The sequence below is a fragment of the Candidatus Goldiibacteriota bacterium genome, from assembly GCA_016937715.1.
In the GTDB taxonomy this organism is placed as follows: domain Bacteria; phylum Oederibacteriota; class PGYV01; order PGYV01; family PGYV01; genus PGYV01.
This window is the reverse complement of the sequence record JAFGWA010000046.1, coordinates 15,219-34,453: the sequence shown is the minus strand read 5'-3', so window position 1 is coordinate 34,453 and position 19,235 is coordinate 15,219. Positions and strand designations below refer to the sequence as shown.

14 protein-coding genes are annotated in these 19,235 nt (G+C 42.6%); all 14 read left to right on the top strand.

Features of this window, described 5'->3' with window-relative positions:
* Positions 1-398: 398 nt before the first annotated feature.
* The 14 genes from JXR81_05190 to JXR81_05125 all read left to right on the top strand — a co-directional run bounded on the left by JXR81_05190 (position 399) and on the right by JXR81_05125 (position 19,216).
* A complete protein-coding gene (locus JXR81_05190; GenBank protein MBN2754245.1) occupies positions 399-1,571 on the top strand; it encodes a hypothetical protein in 1,173 nt (390 codons plus the stop codon).
* Positions 1,572-2,184: 613 nt separating this feature from the next.
* A complete protein-coding gene (locus JXR81_05185; protein ID MBN2754244.1) occupies positions 2,185-3,012 on the top strand; it encodes an SDR family oxidoreductase in 828 nt (275 codons plus the stop codon).
* A gap of 367 nt (positions 3,013-3,379) precedes the next feature.
* Positions 3,380-4,555, top strand: a complete 1,176-nt coding sequence (locus tag JXR81_05180) for a hypothetical protein (GenBank protein ID MBN2754243.1) — start codon at positions 3,380-3,382, stop codon at positions 4,553-4,555.
* Between the two features lie 50 nt (positions 4,556-4,605).
* Complete coding sequence (locus JXR81_05175; protein MBN2754242.1) at positions 4,606-5,808, top strand: hypothetical protein; 1,203 nt, start codon at positions 4,606-4,608, stop codon at positions 5,806-5,808.
* Positions 5,809-6,489: 681 nt separating this feature from the next.
* Positions 6,490-6,711 (top strand): 4Fe-4S binding protein, encoded by a 222-nt coding sequence (locus tag JXR81_05170; GenBank protein ID MBN2754241.1) that lies wholly within the window; start codon positions 6,490-6,492, stop codon positions 6,709-6,711.
* On the top strand, positions 6,708-7,760 hold the full coding sequence (gene vorB / locus JXR81_05165; protein MBN2754240.1) for a 3-methyl-2-oxobutanoate dehydrogenase subunit VorB: 1,053 nt from the start codon (positions 6,708-6,710) through the stop codon (positions 7,758-7,760). Before JXR81_05170 ends, vorB begins: the two co-directional genes overlap by 4 nt.
* A gap of 1 nt (position 7,761) precedes the next feature.
* Positions 7,762-8,502, top strand: a complete 741-nt coding sequence (locus JXR81_05160) for a 2-oxoglutarate oxidoreductase (GenBank protein ID MBN2754239.1) — start codon at positions 7,762-7,764, stop codon at positions 8,500-8,502.
* Between the two features lie 31 nt (positions 8,503-8,533).
* Positions 8,534-9,073 (top strand): 2-oxoacid:acceptor oxidoreductase family protein, encoded by a 540-nt coding sequence (locus JXR81_05155; GenBank protein MBN2754238.1) that lies wholly within the window; start codon positions 8,534-8,536, stop codon positions 9,071-9,073.
* Positions 9,057-9,575: an N-acetyltransferase gene (locus tag JXR81_05150; GenBank protein MBN2754237.1), complete on the top strand. Its 519-nt coding sequence runs from the start codon at positions 9,057-9,059 to the stop codon at positions 9,573-9,575. The genes JXR81_05155 and JXR81_05150 overlap by 17 nt, the downstream gene beginning before the upstream one ends.
* On the top strand, positions 9,572-15,112 hold the full coding sequence (locus JXR81_05145) for a T9SS type A sorting domain-containing protein (GenBank protein ID MBN2754236.1): 5,541 nt from the start codon (positions 9,572-9,574) through the stop codon (positions 15,110-15,112). Before JXR81_05150 ends, JXR81_05145 begins: the two co-directional genes overlap by 4 nt.
* A gap of 30 nt (positions 15,113-15,142) precedes the next feature.
* Positions 15,143-15,970 carry a zinc ribbon domain-containing protein gene (locus JXR81_05140; GenBank protein ID MBN2754235.1) on the top strand — a complete coding sequence of 276 codons (828 nt, stop codon included), beginning with the start codon at positions 15,143-15,145 and terminating at the stop codon, positions 15,968-15,970.
* Positions 15,971-17,962, top strand: coding sequence for a tetratricopeptide repeat protein (locus JXR81_05135; protein ID MBN2754234.1), 1,992 nt, complete (start codon positions 15,971-15,973; stop codon positions 17,960-17,962).
* Position 17,963: 1 nt separating this feature from the next.
* The gene (locus JXR81_05130) at positions 17,964-18,593 is read left to right on the top strand and encodes a phosphoribosylglycinamide formyltransferase (GenBank protein ID MBN2754233.1); all 630 of its coding nucleotides are present in this window, start codon (positions 17,964-17,966) and stop codon (positions 18,591-18,593) included.
* 2 nt (positions 18,594-18,595) lie between these two features.
* Entirely contained in the window at positions 18,596-19,216 is a 621-nt protein-coding gene (locus tag JXR81_05125) for a DUF2007 domain-containing protein (GenBank protein MBN2754232.1), read from the top strand.
* The last annotated feature ends 19 nt before the right edge of the window (positions 19,217-19,235 follow it).

Sequence of the window (19,235 nt, the reverse complement as noted above, 5' to 3'; positions counted from 1 at the left end):
TGTTTTAGTTACTCGATATAACTATTTTAACAAATGTTTGGAACCCACGTGCATTTATTGAACACTTAACATATTATCAGGTCTTGACCTGATACCTGATACGAAATGAATGAACAACATCGTGCCTTGACTTATGACTGTAATGGAATAAAAACTAATAAAATATAGCGGGATGCGGATTTTTTTGGTATTGTCAATTGGTTAAGTGGGAGACACCAAGCCGATTGATTTATAAAAAGATAAACTTAAAGGGGTGAAGAGTAATGAATGTCAGGCTGATTTTTGTATGTTTGTCCGTTTTTCTGTTTACCGGTAATTTGAATGCGTTTTCTGAGCAGGCGGAGGCAACTGCGACACCAACATGTATTCCGCTGAAACAAATAAGTGTTAAAAAAACAATGAATTTTGAAATACAAAAAGGCGAAGAGCTGGAAACTTTTGCCAATAGGGAAAATAATTATGTTTTTATAGGCAAATCAGATAAACTAAAAAATGGTAATTTTGATGTTCTTATTCTTAAAACTGATGCCGGCGGCAAGATAATATGGAAAAAGTATTTTGGGGAAGCGGAAGATGACTGGGGCATAGATATAATTGCTGCCGCAGACGGATACATTTTTATCGGAAGTTCAGGTGAAAAACCATTTATGGCTAAAATAGACGAAATGGGCAAACTTTTATGGCATAAAACCTTTAATGAAAAAATTCGGGAGGGGTATTTTACATCAATTACAGTGAACCCTGCGGGGGATATTGTTGCCACAGGTCAGATCCATGATGACAATGATAATAACAAGAAAGTTTTTATTGTTAAAATGAATTCCGCGGGAAAAGAAATAAAAAGAGAAGGTTTTATCGGGACATATACAAAAAATGCAAGAGGAAATAAAATTAATTTTATATCTGAGAATAAGTATTTGGTATCCGGTAATTTATGGAAAAATGGTTTGTTGTTTACTATGAATGAAAATCTTAATCCTATTAATATAGTTACAATGAATCATAAAGGGGTTGACGAAGGCCGTCGTCTTGAAACGGTATACAGTGGTGATCCGGTTGATACCATCAGAGATTGGGGGGTGGTCAGATGCGCGGAGCTGTATGATTTTGTGGCTGTAAACGATAACATTTATGCAATAGCATTATTAGATGATGATAATTTCAGCCCAATGCAGAAATACCTTATGATGTTTGAGAACTTTACGCCAAAAAAGGGGTATTTATATTCCACTTTATGCAGGGATTTTGACATGCAATCAATTTGTAAGACGGCCAACAGGGACATTTTTGTAAGCGGTGATACCTGTGAAACCCCGGGTTTGTTTTCATCCTGTAACAATATTATTCTTAATGTTGACAGCGATTTAAATATAAATTGCGCATATTCCCTGAAGGTAGGTGATTATACAAGAGTTATTGACATGAAAACCTGCAGCGATGGCAAGCAGATAATTTTTGGAGAATTTTATGAAAAAGAATACCGCGAAAAAAACAAATACACTTCAAATGACGACAGGATAAAGAAATATTATATTTTACAGACGGACAATGATTTTTCTATTTTAAAGTAATCCGACACCAAAAAGAAAAAATGGTGTCGGAGCCTGATTCATGACTTGATATAGGCCGGGGGTTAGAACTCACTTATAGTTTTTATTTTTTTTAAATATTCGGATCACTTGTTTAAGTAACCGCCAATTTTAAATTCATCCGGGTCTTTATAGAAAAAGAATAAAAAATGGTGCCGGACCTTGAAAGTAGAAAGTATAAGTTTAAACTTCGTCAGAAAATATTGATGGTAACTTTAGTAGGTCGAGGCTCAGACCTGATTTATAGCTTTTATATTTTAAAAAGATGTTGATAGACAAACAAGTCCGGGGGTCAGGTGTTACTTACAGCTTTTATAATTTAGAAAATGATGAAGATAACGAAAAATGAACTTGATATAATACGTTGTGGCAGGTATAGCTGCCAACCCGGAGTCCGGCGGGCGAAGAACTTGCGCCAATGGTGCAAGAAATTTCCTTTAGTCACAAGCCGGCATAAAGCAACACCGTCTTGATAAAAGGCGTTGTGGTAAGTACGATTATATACCCGGCGCGCATGAATAGGCAATAAACAGAAGTAAGCGGGTGACAGGACAGCGGTGTCTGATTTGAAAAACTTTTTGGAGAAGATAAAATAATGGGTGCGATACTTGTAACGGGCGCTTCGGGTAATACCGGGGCCGAACTTGTAAAATTGCTGGAAAAATCAGGATCGGAATTTTTTGTCGCTGCCAGAAATACCGGCGCGCCGCGGGCAAGGCGTTTTGACTTTATGGACCCTTCCACTTATACCGGGGCATTTGCCGGGATAGACAAAGTATTCCTGATGAGGCCGCCCGCGATTTCAAACGTAAAAAAATACATATTTCCCGCGATAGACGCGGCTGTTGACGCGGGTGTGCGCCATTTTGTTTTTTTATCGCTGCAGGGCGCTGAAAAGAACACGTTTGTCCCGCATAACAAAATAGAGGCTTATCTTAAATTAAAAAAAATTTCGTGGACATTTATCAGGCCGTCGTTTTTTATGCAGAATCTTACAACTGCGCATCTTGCGGAAATAAGGGATAAAAGTGAGATTTATGTGCCGGCGGGCAATGGCAGGACAAATTTTGTTGATGTGCGCGACGTGGCGCTGGCTTCTTATATAGCGCTGGCTGAACCGGGGCATGAAGGCAAGGCTTATGAAATAACCGGAAGCGAAGCGTTGACATATTATGAAATTGCCGGGCTTTTAACTTCGGCGCTTGGGCGCAAAATTACATACAAAAAACCCGGGCCTTTAAGTTTTTTTATCAGAAAAATTTCTGAAAAGCAGCCTTTAACCTACGCCTTAGTTACAACAGCGCTTTATTCCGTTTCAGCTTTGGGGCTTGCCGGCGGAACCTCCGGTGATTTTGAGCGGCTGTCCGGCAAAAAACCCGTTACAATGGCGGAGTTCATAAATGATTTCAGGGGTGTATGGTAAGGTGAAATGCTGCCGGCACGAAAAAAATCGGTGTCGGAGCCTGATTCATGACTTGATATTTATATCATTCACAACAATGCGGTTTTACGCACGACTGATAAGGCGAAAATAAACTGCCCCCTAACACTTCCGCTCGCATGCTCGCTTCAGCCCGGGAGTTTACGATGCGTATGCTCGCTCTAAACAAATTCAAACTGACAATAATCCAAACAAAGTATTTCTAAAAATATAGTTTTAAACGCAGTTTAAGCCAAAGTAAGGGTGTGGGGATTTAATTATTAAGACTTTCTTTTTTTAAAGGTTGATTAATTAAAAAAAATAGTTTATAAATAATAATCAAAAAAATATATAAAGCACGGGAGGGTTTATGTTCCGAAAATTATTTTCACTCGTAATTATTATGTTGTTTATGTTTAGTTGTTCAAAAAACGACGGTGGAACCGCACCATCTGCTCCGTCTGCTTCTCCCACGGCAACTTTAACCGCGGAGTGGAAGCAAATTGCCAGCAAAACTATAACGGGAAGAATCTTTCATACGGATTTGAAATTATTATCGGGTTTGCCATATGTAGCTATTACAGAATCAACGGATGTCGGTGTTATTACATCACATATTTCCGTGTTAAAAACAGTAGGTAACTCTCTCGAATATCTTGGTTCTCCCAAGTTTGTAACATCGACTCATTCAGGAGCGACGTTAAACTTTTTAAACTATTCGCCTTGTATAGCGTATACGGAAGAAGAAGAGAGTCTTGATTATGGGGCAAGTTTCAGAGTATATACCGGAATAGGTGCATCGGGATGGGAGTTTTTAGGAAGCCGGGCATATGATAATTATGACCAGGATATTGATATGTTTGTATATAATAATATTCCATATATGACGTATAAAGATTTTAACAACGGAAATAAGCTAACCGTAAAAAAATATGTTGCAGCTGGAACTACAGGGTGGGAAAGCGTTGGCTCGCCGGGATTCTCTTCAGAGGTGGGATTAAGTTCCACAAACAAGATTTGGGTTCAAAACGGAATTGAATACGTCGCTTATACAGATGTTAACAATAAAATAAAAGTTATGCAGCATTCATGGATAGGCTCTACGGGTTGGACCTATATCAGCGATGGTATGCCGGAGCATAATGGATGTATGAAGGATATAGCTATAGATAATGGTATTTTTTATGTGGCATATAAAGATTATGACAACTTAAATAAGATCAGTGTATTAAAGTGTCAAAATGGATTGTGGTCATTTTTGGGGAGTAGCGGGTTCTCTAATGGTGAAGTTCAATTTGTTAATATTACCGCAAGTAACAACGATATTTTTGTGGCTTATACAGATGAATCTGAAAATTATAAAGTACTGGTTAAAAAGTATAAAGGAGCAGAAATAACCGGGTGGGAATCCGTAGGTGAAACGTCACTGAACTATGAAGGCAGCAACGTAAGTATGGAAAGTAGCGATGGTTATCTGTTTTTAACGTTTACCAATAATACCGAGGTATCAGGATGTGATGAAATAAGGATATTTAAGTTTGAATGAAATAGAATTTATATCGCTTGTCCCAAAATGCTGCTTGAAGGAGTAAGAAATTGAAAACAAGAATTGTTTTAATTATTATGTTATTTGCAATTTCGGTTAATTGTAAAGCTTTTGAAGAAAAATCTGCGGCATCTCCGACTCCGACGGCAATTCCGACAATTATTATTAAAAGTAATGCTGCGGTTGTTAATTTCAATGATAACAAGCATTTTATCAAAGATATGACATTGCTACAGGATGGTAAATTACTTTTTGTAGGTTCAACTTTTTCAACCGATGAAAAAAATGAAAATATTTACATATTGTTCGTCAGCGGCGAGGGACAAAAGCTTTCGGAGAAAATTTATGGTGATGATACCAATTCTATTGCGAAAATTGTTTATCAGTCAAAATCCGGGAAAATCTATATTGCCGGTACTTCTAACAATAAGCTTTTTATAATGCGAATTGAACAAAGTGGCAGTATTGTTTGGCATAAAAAATTCGCTGAAATATTTTCTAATGATAACGCGATTAGTCTTACGGAAAGTATTGATGATGGAATTATAGCAATATCTGAAAAGGTTTATAGCAGCTATGCAAATCCATATTCGGTTAAATTAAGCAGTTCCGGTGATACAGTGTGGGAAACTGTTTATGAAAGCGGCAGTAAAATTGATAGAGTTTATTTTCCAAAAGGAGTAGTAATTGATAATGATACGTACCTGGTTGTATCAAAGGTTGATTACGATTCAATATTATTACGTGTTAAAGAGCCTGACGGAAGATGGACGGCAGGTACGGCTTTTGATTATGAAGGCCGGTTCGTTGATTTAAATATAGAAGTAGGTTTTGATACTATGCGATGTAATTCCGTGCCTGTTTCGTTATTCAAGTGTAAAAATATGATTGTTTCCCCTCTGGAATGTGAATCGTTGAGTCGCCTTGATGAAAGTGGTGTAAAACTTATAACATACGCTGATGACATGATGAATATAAAACAAATATTTTCTGTCCCGATTTATAAATTTGTATCAATAATTGATGGTGCTGCTGACGGGTATATCGGAATAGCGAATAAATATCATTATTCAATGCCAAGTGTCTCGATGATTTTTTTGGATTCAAATTTTATTCCGAAAAAGATGTATGTTTTTGATTATCTGTCTAATACCGAACCGATAAAAATATTTCAGGTCAAAACAGACGCATATATCATTTACACTAAACATGGTATTACTAAAGTATCTTCCAATGGTAAAAGAATTTGGTAATTTGATATAGTTTCGTTGTCAGGTATTGCCTCAGCTTTGATTTTTATAAAATTAAGAGATAACGCAATACGGGCTTGATATAATATGTTGTTGCAGGTACGGCTGCCCGCCCTGGGCATGTCGGGGGAAGAACTTGCGCCAATGGTGCAAGAAATAGCCTTGAGTAACAAGAAAATGGTGTCAGATTCTGTTATAAGGACACAAATCTGCAACCGCTGGTTGCAGAAATAAGTTGGTCACATAATGTGGTTATACCGCGGGCTGAAGAACCGCGCCTACTAAGGCAATTCAAAGGCATGAGGGACAGAGGGACGGAGGGAAAACAGAAGTTCGGTAAAGATAAAATCAACTGCCGTACCCTAAAAGGACGCGCCTATCCCTGCTTCTTACGCTCATATATTCGCTTCATCGCCGGGATTTCCGCTGCGTATGCTCGCTCCAACCAAATCCAAGCCTCCAAGCCTCCGCCGTTACAGATTTCCCTTTAAAAATTGGTATTTTTATAATATAATTCTGTCATTGCCCCTTAATGGTAATCACGCGTTAACGCGCGCACCAGGATAGGGGTTGGAGCCATTTCCGGCAATCGCCCTTTTAGGGCGCCGGGATAAATCTGCGCGGGATATACCGCGGGAGGCCCGTTTTTGAACCGCTATAGGTTCAGGAGGAAGGCGTAAGTCTATGAAAAAGGGGAAGGTAAAAGTCAGTACACAGCGGTGCAAAGGATGCAATCTTTGTATCGCGGAGTGCAAGAAAGGTGTTTTAAAACCGGGTAAAATAATTAATAAGCTTGGTTATACCGTAGTGGAATTTGATGACTGCGGCAAGTGTACGGGGTGCATGCTGTGCGCCATAGTATGTCCGGACGCCGCCATTGAAGTGTTTCTGGAGGATGAAAAATGAGCGGAAAAATTTTAATGAAAGGCAATATTGCAATAGCGGAAGGCGCTATGGACGCGGGATGTAAGTTTTACGCGGGCTATCCGATAACTCCGCAGAACGAGATTCCCGAATACATGTCAAAACGCATGCCGGAAGCCGGCGGTGTTTTTATGCAGGCGGAAAGCGAATTAATTTCAATCAATCTTGTGTTTGGCGCGTCAGCAGCCGGCGCCCGCGCGATGACAACTTCGTCTTCGCCGGGGATGTCGCTGATGCAGGAAGGTATTTCTTACATGGCGGGATGCGAACTTCCCGGAGTGCTGGTAAATGTAATGCGCGGCGGACCCGGGCTTGGCAATATAGCGCCGTCGCAGAGTGATTATTTTCAGGCGGTAAAACCGGGGCACGGCGATTTCAGAATGATAACGCTGGCGCCTTCAAACATACAGGAAATGTACGACTTTACTTTTGAAGCGTTTGACCTGGCGGATAAATACAGAAATCCGGTCATGATTTTAACGGACGGGCTTTTAGGCCAGATGATGGAAACCATAGAACTTAAAAGCGGCAGGAAGCCTTTGAATCCCAGGCCTGCTTCTGAATGGGCGCTGACAGGAGCCAAGGGCAGGGAGCCAAGAAAAATTCTTTCGCTTTTAATGAAGCCCGGCGAACTTGAAGCGCACAACTACGAATTATGGAAAAAATATGACGCCATGAAAAAGGCAGAAGTAAGGTACGAATTAACGGGCGCGGAAAACGGTTATGACAATCTGATAGTGGCTTTTGGAAGCGTGGCAAGGACTTCAAAGGGCGTAATTAAAGAAAGCGGTAATTTAAAAGCGGCGCTGTTTCGGCCAATATCGCTCTGGCCTTTTCCATACGCTGAATTAAAGGAAGCCGCAAAGAAAGCAAAAAAAGTTTTTGTCTTTGAAATGAATATGGGACAGATGGTGGAAGACGTAAGGCTTGCGGTGCAGGATGATTCCAAAGTGGAATTTTTCGGACGGCCGGGAGGCGGGCTTCCCAGCCAGGAAGAGCTGCTGGCTTTTATGAAAGGGAAGGTGAAGTGATATGGAGAAAAAAATATATGGTTTTCCGGAATCGCTTAAAGATGTATCCACTTCATACTGCCCGGGATGTTCGCACAGCACGGTACATAAATTGATAGCGGAAGTAATAGATGAACTGAATGTAAGGGAAAAGACAATAGGCGTGGCGCCGGTTGGCTGCGCGGTTTTTGCATATGACTTTTTTAATTTTGATGTGACAGAAGCGCCGCATGGCAGAAATCAGGCGGTATCTGCCGCGATAAAAAGGGTGCAGCCGGACAGCGTTGTCTTTTCTTATCAGGGAGACGGCGACCTGGCATCAATAGGAATGGCGGAAACAATACATACCGCCAACCGCGGCGAGAATATAACGGTAATATTCATTAATAACACGAATTACGGAATGACAGGCGGCCAGATGGCGCCGACATCCCTGCTTGGGCAGGTAACGACCACTTCGCCTAAAGGAAGGGATGCCGGGTATTACGGTTATCCTATTAAGATGCTGGAACTTTTAGCCCCGCTGGAAGGCGTAAAATATTTAGAGCGTGTAAAGGTAACAAACGCGGTGTCTGTAATAAAGGCAAAAAAGGCGATAAAAAAAGCTTTTGAAAACCAGATTAATAACGTGGGGTTTTCCATGATAGAAGTGCTTGGATGCTGCCCCGCCAATTGGAAGATGGATCCTGTGGAAGCGAACTGCTGGGTCGATGAAAAAATGGCGGAGTATTATCCGCTTGGCGTCGTGAAAGACGTCAGGTAATTAAAAAGCACAAATCATAAGGAGAACAACAATGACAGAAAAAATAATGATAGCGGGAAGCGGCGGGCAGGGAGTTTTAACTTTAGGGCTTTTTCTTGCAAGGATAGCGGCAATGGAAAAAAAGAACGCGACCTGGCTGCCGGCTTACGGCGCTGAAAAACGCGGCGGGTTCTCGCACTGCAGTGTGGTAATAAGCGATGAAGAGATTTTTTCCCCTATGGTGGAAAATCCCGACACGCTTATTGTTTTTGACCAGAGGGCGTATGACACATACAAGTCAAGGGCAAAGGCTGATACGATGGTGATTGAAAATTCCACTTTAGTTACAGATGATAATTCTTCGCCCGGGAAAAAGATAAAAGTACCCGCGTTGGAAATGGCAAATAAGCTTGATCAGGCAAAGGTAATGAATGTTATTGTGGCGGGCGCTTACGTGGCAGGCAAGAAAATGCTTGGGGCAGACAATGCCATGCAGACAATAAAAGCTTCACTTGGAAAAAAAGAAGCGGAGATAATGGAAAAAAACATACAGGCCTTTAAGGCGGGGATGGAATTTGCAGAAAAAAATTAAGAAAGTTTTAACAAAAATAGCGGGCAAGAAAAAGCTTACTGTAAGAAAGGCCATGCTTGAAGATGCGGTATTCATTCACATGGCTATTCAAAAGTACGCCGCCGCGGCTGACCTTTTAATTAAGCCTCTTGGAGACATATATTCGCAGATAAGGGAATACTTCATCTGTGAGATAAACGGCAAACCCGCGGGGCTTATAGCCCTGCACGTATACTGGTCGGATATGGCGGAAATAAGGTCGTTTGTGGTGGAAAAAGAAAACCGTATGGCGGGCGCCGGAGGAATGCTTTTAAAGGCCGCGATGGCCGAGGCGAAAAAGATGGGAATTACAAAAGTGTTCGCGCTTACAAAAATACCGGATTATTTCAGGAAACACGGATTTAAGGACGAAGAAAAAGCCGCGCTTCCGCAGAAAATATGGAAAGACTGTTTAAACTGCCCTAAGTTTCCAAACTGCGATGAATCCGCTGTATTATATGATTTTAACGGGGAAAAAGGTTGAAAGACAAAAAAAAGGAACTGTCGGTAAATTTTGAAATAGTTATCAGAGAAGAAGAAGGCAGGTTCATAGGCGAGTGCCGGGAACTGCCGGGCCTTGTGGCCGGCGGCGCCAATTCCGGCGAAGTCATAAAGAACTTAAAAGCGGCTATTCCGCTTTATCTTCGTTATGTTCCCAAGGAATCGTTTATTCCCGTTTATGAAAACGAGATCATTCCGATAATATATGATTTTGAGGAATTTAACGGGCATCTTTACGCCGCCACCAACAAAGATACGGTAATAAGGACTTCCACAGGCGACACCGGTTCATGGGAAAGTATAACTGTTGCCAATATTTATTCGCCTTATTTTAACGGCCCTGTCGGGCAGACAAAAAGTTTTGAAAAAGAAGACCTTGGGGATTACACGCCGCAGGTTTACTGTTTAAAAACTTATAATGACCTTGGTACGCCAAAACTTTTCTGCGGCACCAACGCCAGCGGCGGCATTTATGAAAGCCTTGACGGAAAGACGTGGAGCCTGTCTTTTAACAGCCAGGAAGCAAGGATACACTGCATGGAAGTTTTCAAGGGCAAACTTTTTGCCGGCACTTCCACGGAAGGCAAAATATACAGCTACAACGGCACCCACTGGGTGATTTCCATAAACACCACTGAACTTGCCGTTACGGCTTTCGGGATATACAGGGATTATTTATACGCGGGAACATATCCAAACGGTGTAATATACAGGACCGCGGACGGCATTAACTGGCAGAAAATTTACGACACAAACCAGTCTTTTGTAAATGGTTTTTATGTCTTCAAAAACAGGCTTTATGCTTCCACATCAAAGGCCACCGGCGGGCTTATTTTCATGACGGAAGACGGCACCAACTGGGTGGAAAATTTCTTTTCTGAAAAAGACGTTAACTTTTACGGCTTTGCCTCTTTTTCAAATAACTTATACGTGGGAAGCGGCGACAACGGAAGAATATATAAATCGCTTGACGGTAAAAGATGGGAACTGGCTTTTCAGACGGACGAAGAAGATGTGCGTTCGCTTACAATGTTTAACGGGTATCTGTATTTTGGTTCTTCGCCCAAGGGCAGGATTTTTAAGACGACGGTCAGCAATACCCCGCCGCCGCGCGCGCTTGATATTAATGTATCTGAAATAACTTCCCACAGCGCGGCTATTAACTGGCGTACGGACAGGGAAGCGCAGACGATAATAGAATACGGCATAGATGAAAACTACGGCAATAATATAATTAATGAAACTATGACGGCGGAACACCGGATAACTTTAAATAACCTGCGCGCCATGACAAAATACCATTTCAGGATTCTTACATATTCTGACATGGGAAGTTTTTCCGGAATCATTGATGATTACACGCTTACCACGGCAGCGGCTGTGACCCCTGTAATTGAATCCGGCTCTCATCCCTTGCAGGAAAACTGGTACAAAAAAAGCGAAGCTGAATTCAAATGGGGCCAGCACCTTGACATAAAACATTACCTTTATATGATAGACCAGGAACCGGATACAATTCCGGAGCCTTCGCGGTGTTCGGTCACGGTTAACGAATCCGTAAACATAAAAAATCTTGATGACGGCGTGTGGTATCTGCATTTAAGGATAGAAGATAAAGCCGGAAACATAAGCAGTACGGCGTCGCACTTCTGCGTAAAGATAGACACGCAGGCGCTGCCGCCGGTTATATCCTCGCCGACGCACAAAAAAAGCGATGTCTGGTACTCCAATAATACTCCGGTTTTTACATGGGAGAAACCGCAGGACCTGTCGGGTATTGAAGGGTATTACTACATAATTGACGACCTTCCCGGAACCGTGCCCGGCGATAAGAACGGCACCTTTACAATGGCTGCAACGGTTAAGTCACAGCCCATAGAAGACGGCGTAAAATACATACACGTGGTTTCCAAAGACGCCGCGGGCAATGTGGGCACAAAGGCGGCGCATTATAAATTCTGCGTTGATACCACGGCATTAATACCGGCCGTATCATCACGCACGCATCCCGACGAAGAGTCGTGGTACAACAAATCAAAGGTTGAACTTCATATAGCAAGGCCGCAGGATTTATCGGGCATTGAAGGTTTTTATTACACTGTGGACCAGAAACCGGACACAAAACCTTCAGACACCGACTGGGTTTACACAAAAGCCAGCGACATAGAACTGCCCGCAAAAACTGACGGTACGTGGTATGTTCATTTGCGGTCAAAAGACTTTGCGGGAAATATTTCCGCGGAGACCGCGCACTTTAAATTCAAGATAGACACGCAGGCGCTGCCTCCGAACATTTCATCGGTAACACACCCTGACTCGCACAAGTGGTACAACCTTAAAAAAGCGCAGTTTAAAATAATGCCGCCGGAAGATTTGTCCGGCATAGAAGGGTATTATTACCTGATTGATACAAAAGAAAAAAATACGCCGGACGCGACGGCCGCGTGGACGGACAAGGATACTATTTTCTCGTCCGACTTAAAAGACGGCGAATGGTACCTGCACGTAACAGCGCGCGACAAGGCGGGCAATTCCGGGCAGATGGCGTCGCACTACCGCGTAAATATTGACACCGCGGCAAAGCCGCCGGCTGTTTATTCGCGGACGCACCCGGACCAGGAGCAGTGGTATAACAATTCCATACCGGAACTTCACTGGGATACGCCGGAAGACCTGTCCGGCATAGAAGGGTATTTTTATACGGTTGATAAAAAACATAACACAGTGCCGGTAAAGGAAAACTGCGAATGGACTACGGCTAATCAGGTTACCATTCAGCCCCCGGAAGACGGTATCTGGTATTTTCATATTATTTCAAAGGACAATGCCGGCAACACGGGCTGGGAAGCGTTTCATTATAAGCTGAAGATAGATACAAAGGTGGAACAGCCAAGGATAAGTTCTTCCACACACCCCGATGAAAGCAAGTGGTACAATTCGGGAAAGGTAAAAATAAGCTGGACAGTCCCGCAGGACCTTTCAAAGATAAAGGCGTTTTATTATCTGTTCTCCAAAGAAAGGCACCTTAAAATATCGCCGGAGCACGCCGTGAAAACAGACATGCGTGAAGCGGAATTAAACGTGGAAGATGAAGGCACGTATTATTTTCACATAGTGGGCGAGGACAATGCCGGCAATATAGGCGAAGATCCGGCGGTCTTTACCGTGAAAATTGACCTTGTGGCGGAACCGCCAAAAATAATTTCCACAACGCACGTGAACCCGGAAAAATATTATTCCAACATAAGCCCGGTGTTTGCTGTTGAAAAAATAAACGACATGTCGGGTGTTGACGGCTACTACTATATTATAGACAGAAATCCTGATACTGTTCCTGACCGCAAGAATTCCAGGTTTGTACAGGACGGCACCATTAAAGTTCCGGACAGGCTGGAAGACGGCGAATGGTATTTTCATATCCTTACAAAAGACGCGTCCGGCAATATAGGCACAGAGGCCACGCATTTAAAATTTATGATAGAAATAACGCCTCCGGAAGTAATGATAACGGAACTGCCGGAATTTATTAATACGGAAAAATTTGACGTATCATGGGACGCGCAGGATAAAGAATCGGGCGTGGCGTGTTATGACGCGGAATTCAGGGAAGGCGAAAAAGGAAAGTGGAAGCCTTGGCTTAATGATACAAAAGACAAACAGGCAAAATTTTCCGGAAGTGACGGAATAAGGTATTTTTTCAGGGTAAGGGCAAAGGACAATGCCGGCAACTGGTCGCAGTTTATGGAACCGGAAAAAGCCAGCGTAACTGTTGACATAACTCCGCCCACGCCTGTTACCCAGCTGGTTGCCAAGCCTCAAAAAGGCGGCGAGATACACCTTGAATGGAACAAGTGTTCGGATTCTGTCAGCGGCCTTGCGTATTACAGAATTTACAGGTCTTCTGTTTCCGGCCACGCGGGCATGCAGATAAATGATGACGGCGAAAATACGGACACAAAATTTATTGACGCGTCCAAAGACATAGAAGACGGAATAATTTATTATTATACCGTAAGGCCTGTGGATAAAATAGGAAATGAACGTGAAAGCGGAAACAAGCAGGTGCTTGCCATCTGTGACCGCGCCGCAATGCCTCCGGTGGTGCGTTCGCTTACGCACCCGATGCAGGGCGACTGGTACAATGTTAAAAACGTAAAACTTACATGGGACACGCCGCAGGATGCCACAAGAATAACAGGATACTATTATATATTTGACCAGACCGGAACCACGTTGCCGGGTGAAAAGAACGGCACGTGGTTTACCGATAACGAAATTGATTTTAACAATGTTTCTGACGGTACATGGTATTTTCACATTGTGTCCAAAGATGAAGCGGGCAATATTTCCGAAGAGGCTTCGCATTACACCATAAACGTGGATACCACAAAGCCAAAACCTCCGGTTGTATCTTCAATTACGCATCCGGATTTTAACGGCTGGTACAACGGCAATTCGCCTTCGTTCAGCTGGACAGTTCCGCCTGACCAGGCGGGTATTGACGGCTATTACTACGTTTTTAATCAGATTAAAAATACCATGCCGCAGCCGTCCACTTCATCGTGGACAAAAGGCACAATGGCTTCGTTTGTTGACGTGCCGGACGGTATTTGGTACCTGCATGTGACGGCCAAAGACACAGCAGGCAATATTTCGGAAGAAGCTTCGCATTTTCAGGTGAACGTGGCAATGACGCCGCCGCCGCCTTCTGTTTTTTCTTCCACCCATCCCGAACAGGATAAGTGGTACAGGGACAAATCGGTGAAACTGCAGTGGAAAGCCGCTCAGTATGTAAATGACATAGTGGGCTATTATTACGTTCTTGATAATTCAGAAAACACGATACCCACGCCAAAGAATAATAAAACCATGGACACGCATATAGCCTATCCGGAGCTGTCTGACGGTATATGGTATTTTCACATTCTGTCAATTGACAGGGAAAGCGTGACAGGAAAGACCGCGTGCCATTTTAAAATAAAGATTAAAACAAAGGTAAAATTAAAAGGCGTGGTCACGCATTCAAACGGTATTATGCCGCTTCCCGGCGCGACCGTGGAAGTTATGAAAGAAGACGGCGCCACAATGGGAATAGGAATTTCCGACAAAGAGGGTAATTTTGAAGTGGATAATCTAAGCGTGGGTAAAGCAAAGGTGAAGGTGCTTACAAAGAACCTTCCGCCTCAGATGATATACGATGTTGAATTGAATCAGGACGAGCCGGAAAAAGTGATAAACATATCCACTGAAATCTTCGCTTACTACGAAGAGACCACGGGAAAAATGACTTTCAGCTATTATATCCCCGAAGACGGGGCTGTCACCATAAAGGTATATAATGAAACGGGCAAAATTTTATCCACCCTTGAAGAGAATAAAAAAGGCAAGATATATAATTCAACAGTGTGGGATACGGCCGGCAATGAAGACGGCATCTATCTTTATCAGATATCGTCAAAAGGCAGTGAAAGCGGAAAGATAACAAGGTACGGAATAAGGAAAATAAAAAAAGGCAGATAAAGTTTATTAACGCATAAAAGAGAGGCGCTTATGGCAAAAAAATGTAAATCCTGCGGAATGGATAACAGGGACGAAGCAAAGTTCTGCGCGTCATGCGGCGCGCCTTTGTCTGTGATTAAAAATAAGCCCGTAAAAAAGCCGGTATCGCCTGCTGCAATAAAATTCCGCGTAATTCTGGGCGTGTCGCTGTTTCTTGCCGCGGCGGTAATATTTATTATTATGTCAAAAGTTAAAGATGCCGCGCAGTTAAAAACTGTGGAAATCACAAAAGCGCAGTTTGAAGCGCAGGATACCGCGGTGTTTTCGGGGATAACCGCGAAAGATTTTACGCATCAGGTATTAAAGTGGCAGGCAACGGTAAATGTAATTAAACAGGTCTATCAGTACGCCAAGGATTCAGACGACCCGGACTTTATGTTTTCAATGATGGTAAGCCAGCCTGATTTTAAGGAAAAATTACCCCATGCCAATTTCTTAAGCCTGGGGATTTATGACAATAAACTTTATGCCGTTAAGTATGAATTCGGCGAGACGGAAGAGTACTTAAGGCAGGTTGTAAAAGTACCTGACGGTGAAGCTGTGCTGTACGGCAGGTATCTTGGTTTAAGAAAAGTTTTTGAAAAACTTTTCGGAAGGCCTTCTTTTGTGAAGGAAGACATAAAAAAATACCCGTTAAAAGAAAGGCTTAAGTACCTTAAAAAGGGAAAGGATAATCAGGGTAATTCAAGCAACATTTATATTACATGGGACCTTGGAAATACAAAGGCGGAACTTGTAATGTTTGGAAGCGGGGAAAAGGCACACCTTACAGTGCGCTTTTTATATATGCCTGTATGGGACATAGTGGGCAAACATTAAATGAAAAACGGCATAACCGCGGGGAATCTTTTCATTTTTTTTGTGATATCCGCGCTTGCGCTTGTACCGCCGGCTGTAAATACAGCTTCCTACAATATTGTCCGTGTTAAAGATATTATTTTTATTGTTTGTGCTTTTGGGGCGTTTTTTGTCTGGCTTTTTTCCGGCAGTTCAAAGGTTAAAATTGTCACCCTTTTTCCGCTTATATATTTTGCATGGGCGGCGGTATGCGCGCTTTCGGGGGATTACGCTTTTGCCTCTGTAAAGGCGTTTACTGTATACTCCGCTATATTTGTTTTTTTCGCGGCAGTTTCCAACTGCAGGGAACTTAACCTTTCAAACATAAGAAACGCCGTTATAATCACTTCCGCGCTTCCGGTGATTATTGGCATAGCGCAGATTTTTCTGCCGGGTTTATTTAAGGGTTTTATGGTGTTTGGGGACAGAATTCCGTCTTTGTTCGGCAACCCTAATTTTTTTGCCGCCTACCTTGCAGCGGTGATTCCAATAACCCTGTGGCGGACAATGTACGGCCTTGGAAGCGGAAAGTTTTTTAATCTGCTTTTAACCGCGGCGTCTGTTTACTGCCTTTATAAGACGGGTTCCAAAGCGGGGCTTTTAACCGTTGCGGTTGAATTCTTTATACTTATCTGGGCGATTATAAAACAAAGGCATATTAAAACATCAATAAGATATTTTATAATCGCGGTTATGGCTGTGCTTACGGTTTTCATGGCGGCTAAGGCGCTGGGCATAAGCCCCCGGGATATTTTAAAGGGTAATCAGTGGGAAAAAAATGAATCTGTTTTTTTCAGGGAACAGGTATGGTCCGGAACTTTAAAAATGGTAATGGACAGGCCTGTTCTGGGGCACGGTCCGGGCGCGTTTACGCTTTCATATCCGCCTTACAGGACAGACAGGCTTTTAAAGTGGATGGACCAGCACGATTATGAAGTGACTTATCCTGAAAATGTTTTTCTTCAAAGCGCTGTTGAAACAGGATTTCCGGGGCTTATCATCCTGCTGGTTATGCTTGTTTTTATACTGTTTCACTTCTCCAGGGAAGAAAAAGAAGAGACGGATTTTAAAATAGGTTTTGTGGGGCTTTTATTTATTAATATGTTCGGGGTTGATTTAAACTACACCGCGTCATACATGATGGCTGCATTTTATGCCGGAATATTTATGAATGATTATAAAGGCCGGGAACTTAAGTTAAACGGCGCGGCGCGGTATGCTGCGGCGGTATTGGCATTTGCGGTCCTGACAGCATCTGTAATTTATCACGTGAAAAACGAAATGTCAGACGTTAAACTGAATTCCGCGGTTTATATGTCGCGGGATAAAAACTTTAACGCGGCTATCAGCGCTTATGAACAGGCGGTCAAGTTAAACCCGTATAACTTAACCGCGATGTATTTTTCCGGCAACGCTAAAATGGACAGGGCGCTGTCATCATCGGGATATGAAGCGCTGGAAGATTACAAACGATTAAATGAGCTGGCGCCTAATTATGTCCTGCTGCACTACCGAATGGCAAAAGCGTATTACAGGACAGGCAGCGTACAGAACGCGGAGATGGAGTATAAAAAGATGCTGGCGCTTGACCCGTATTTTATGCCCGCGATAAGCGAACTGGCTTACCTTTATTATTTTGACAATAAAGACACCGCCGGCGCCGAAGCGCTGCTGCTTGACGTGATTAAGAAAGAGCCCCGGGACCCTTCCTTTTATAATAACCTTGGCAATATTTATTTTGGAATGAAAAAGTATGAAGACGCGGTTTTATATTACAATAAAGCCCTGGAAATAAAACCGGCGGCAGATTACTATTATAATATAGGGTGCGCGTATCTGGCGCAGGAAATGCCTGAAAAAGCGGCTGAAAACCTTATGAAAGCATCTGAACTTGACGTAAATAAATCAAATCAGAAAATTCAGGTAATGCTTAATATTGCGCAGACACAGTTAATGAAAAAGAAAGGAAGGTAATATGGTGAAAATAGCGGTATTAGTATCCGGCGGCGGAAGCAATTTGCAGTCGCTTATAGACGCGGTTGAAAGCGGATATATAAAGAACGGTAAAATTGAACTGGTTATTTCCAATAAAGCTGATGCCTTTGGGTTAAAGCGCGCGGAAAAACACGGTATTAAGAGCCTGTTTGTAAATCCTAAAGAGTTCAAATCCCCGCAGGAATATGACGCGCACCTTGCAAAGACGCTTAATGCCTCCGGGATTAATCTGGTGTGCCTTGCGGGCTACATGAAGATACTGACAAAAGAATTTATAGACGGATTTAACAATCCCATAATGAATATTCACCCGGCGCTGCTGCCGTCTTTTGGAGGCAAAGGGTGTTATGGCCTGCACGTACACGAAAAGGTGCTTGAATACGGTGCGAAAGTAACAGGGTGCACGGTGCACTTTGTGGATTATGGCGCTGATACAGGGCCTATAATAATGCAGGAAGCTGTAAGCGTATCTGCGGATGATACTCCCGAAACCCTTCAGAAAAAGGTACTTGTGTATGAACATAAACTTTACAAAGAAGCCGTGAAATTATTCTGCGAAGGCAAAATTAAACTTGAAGGCCGTATTGTAAAAATATCGGGTGAAAATTAATAATGATATGCCCTTCATGCGGGTATGAGTATAAAGAGGGTATTAAGGTATGCCCTGACTGCGGCGCCTTGCTTGAACATGCAGAAGAGATAAAGCCGGAAAGCAAACCCGTAAGCGCAATGGATAAAAATGACCTTGTATCAGCGGGGCTTTTTGATGACCTTGCGGAATTTGAAGTGTTAAAAAAGTATTTAGAAGAAGAAAAAATATTTTACCACGCGGTGGATCACACGCCGTCAAAAGAATCCATGCGGGGGCACGCGCATCTTGCAAGGTTTCCCGTGTCATATGAACTTTTTGTTGAAGAAAAAAGGGCTGCGGATGCTAAAAAACTGATTGATGATATCAGGGAGGCGCAGGTGGACATTTCTGACATGCGCTGGCAGGAAACGGAACCTGATCCGGACATAGAAACCGCGGAGTTATGCCAGGTGGAAACAGACCTGGAAGCTTCCGTGATACGCGATATACTGATGCAGGAAGGTATTTACAGTTTTGCCAGAAATAATACCCTTCCTTTTACAAACGTGATAATGTCTTTTTTTAACAGGAAAGGTAAAGTGACTGTTATAGTAAATAAAGAAGATTTGGAAAAAGCAGGGAAAATAATAAAAGAACTGTAATAATATAATAATACGGAGG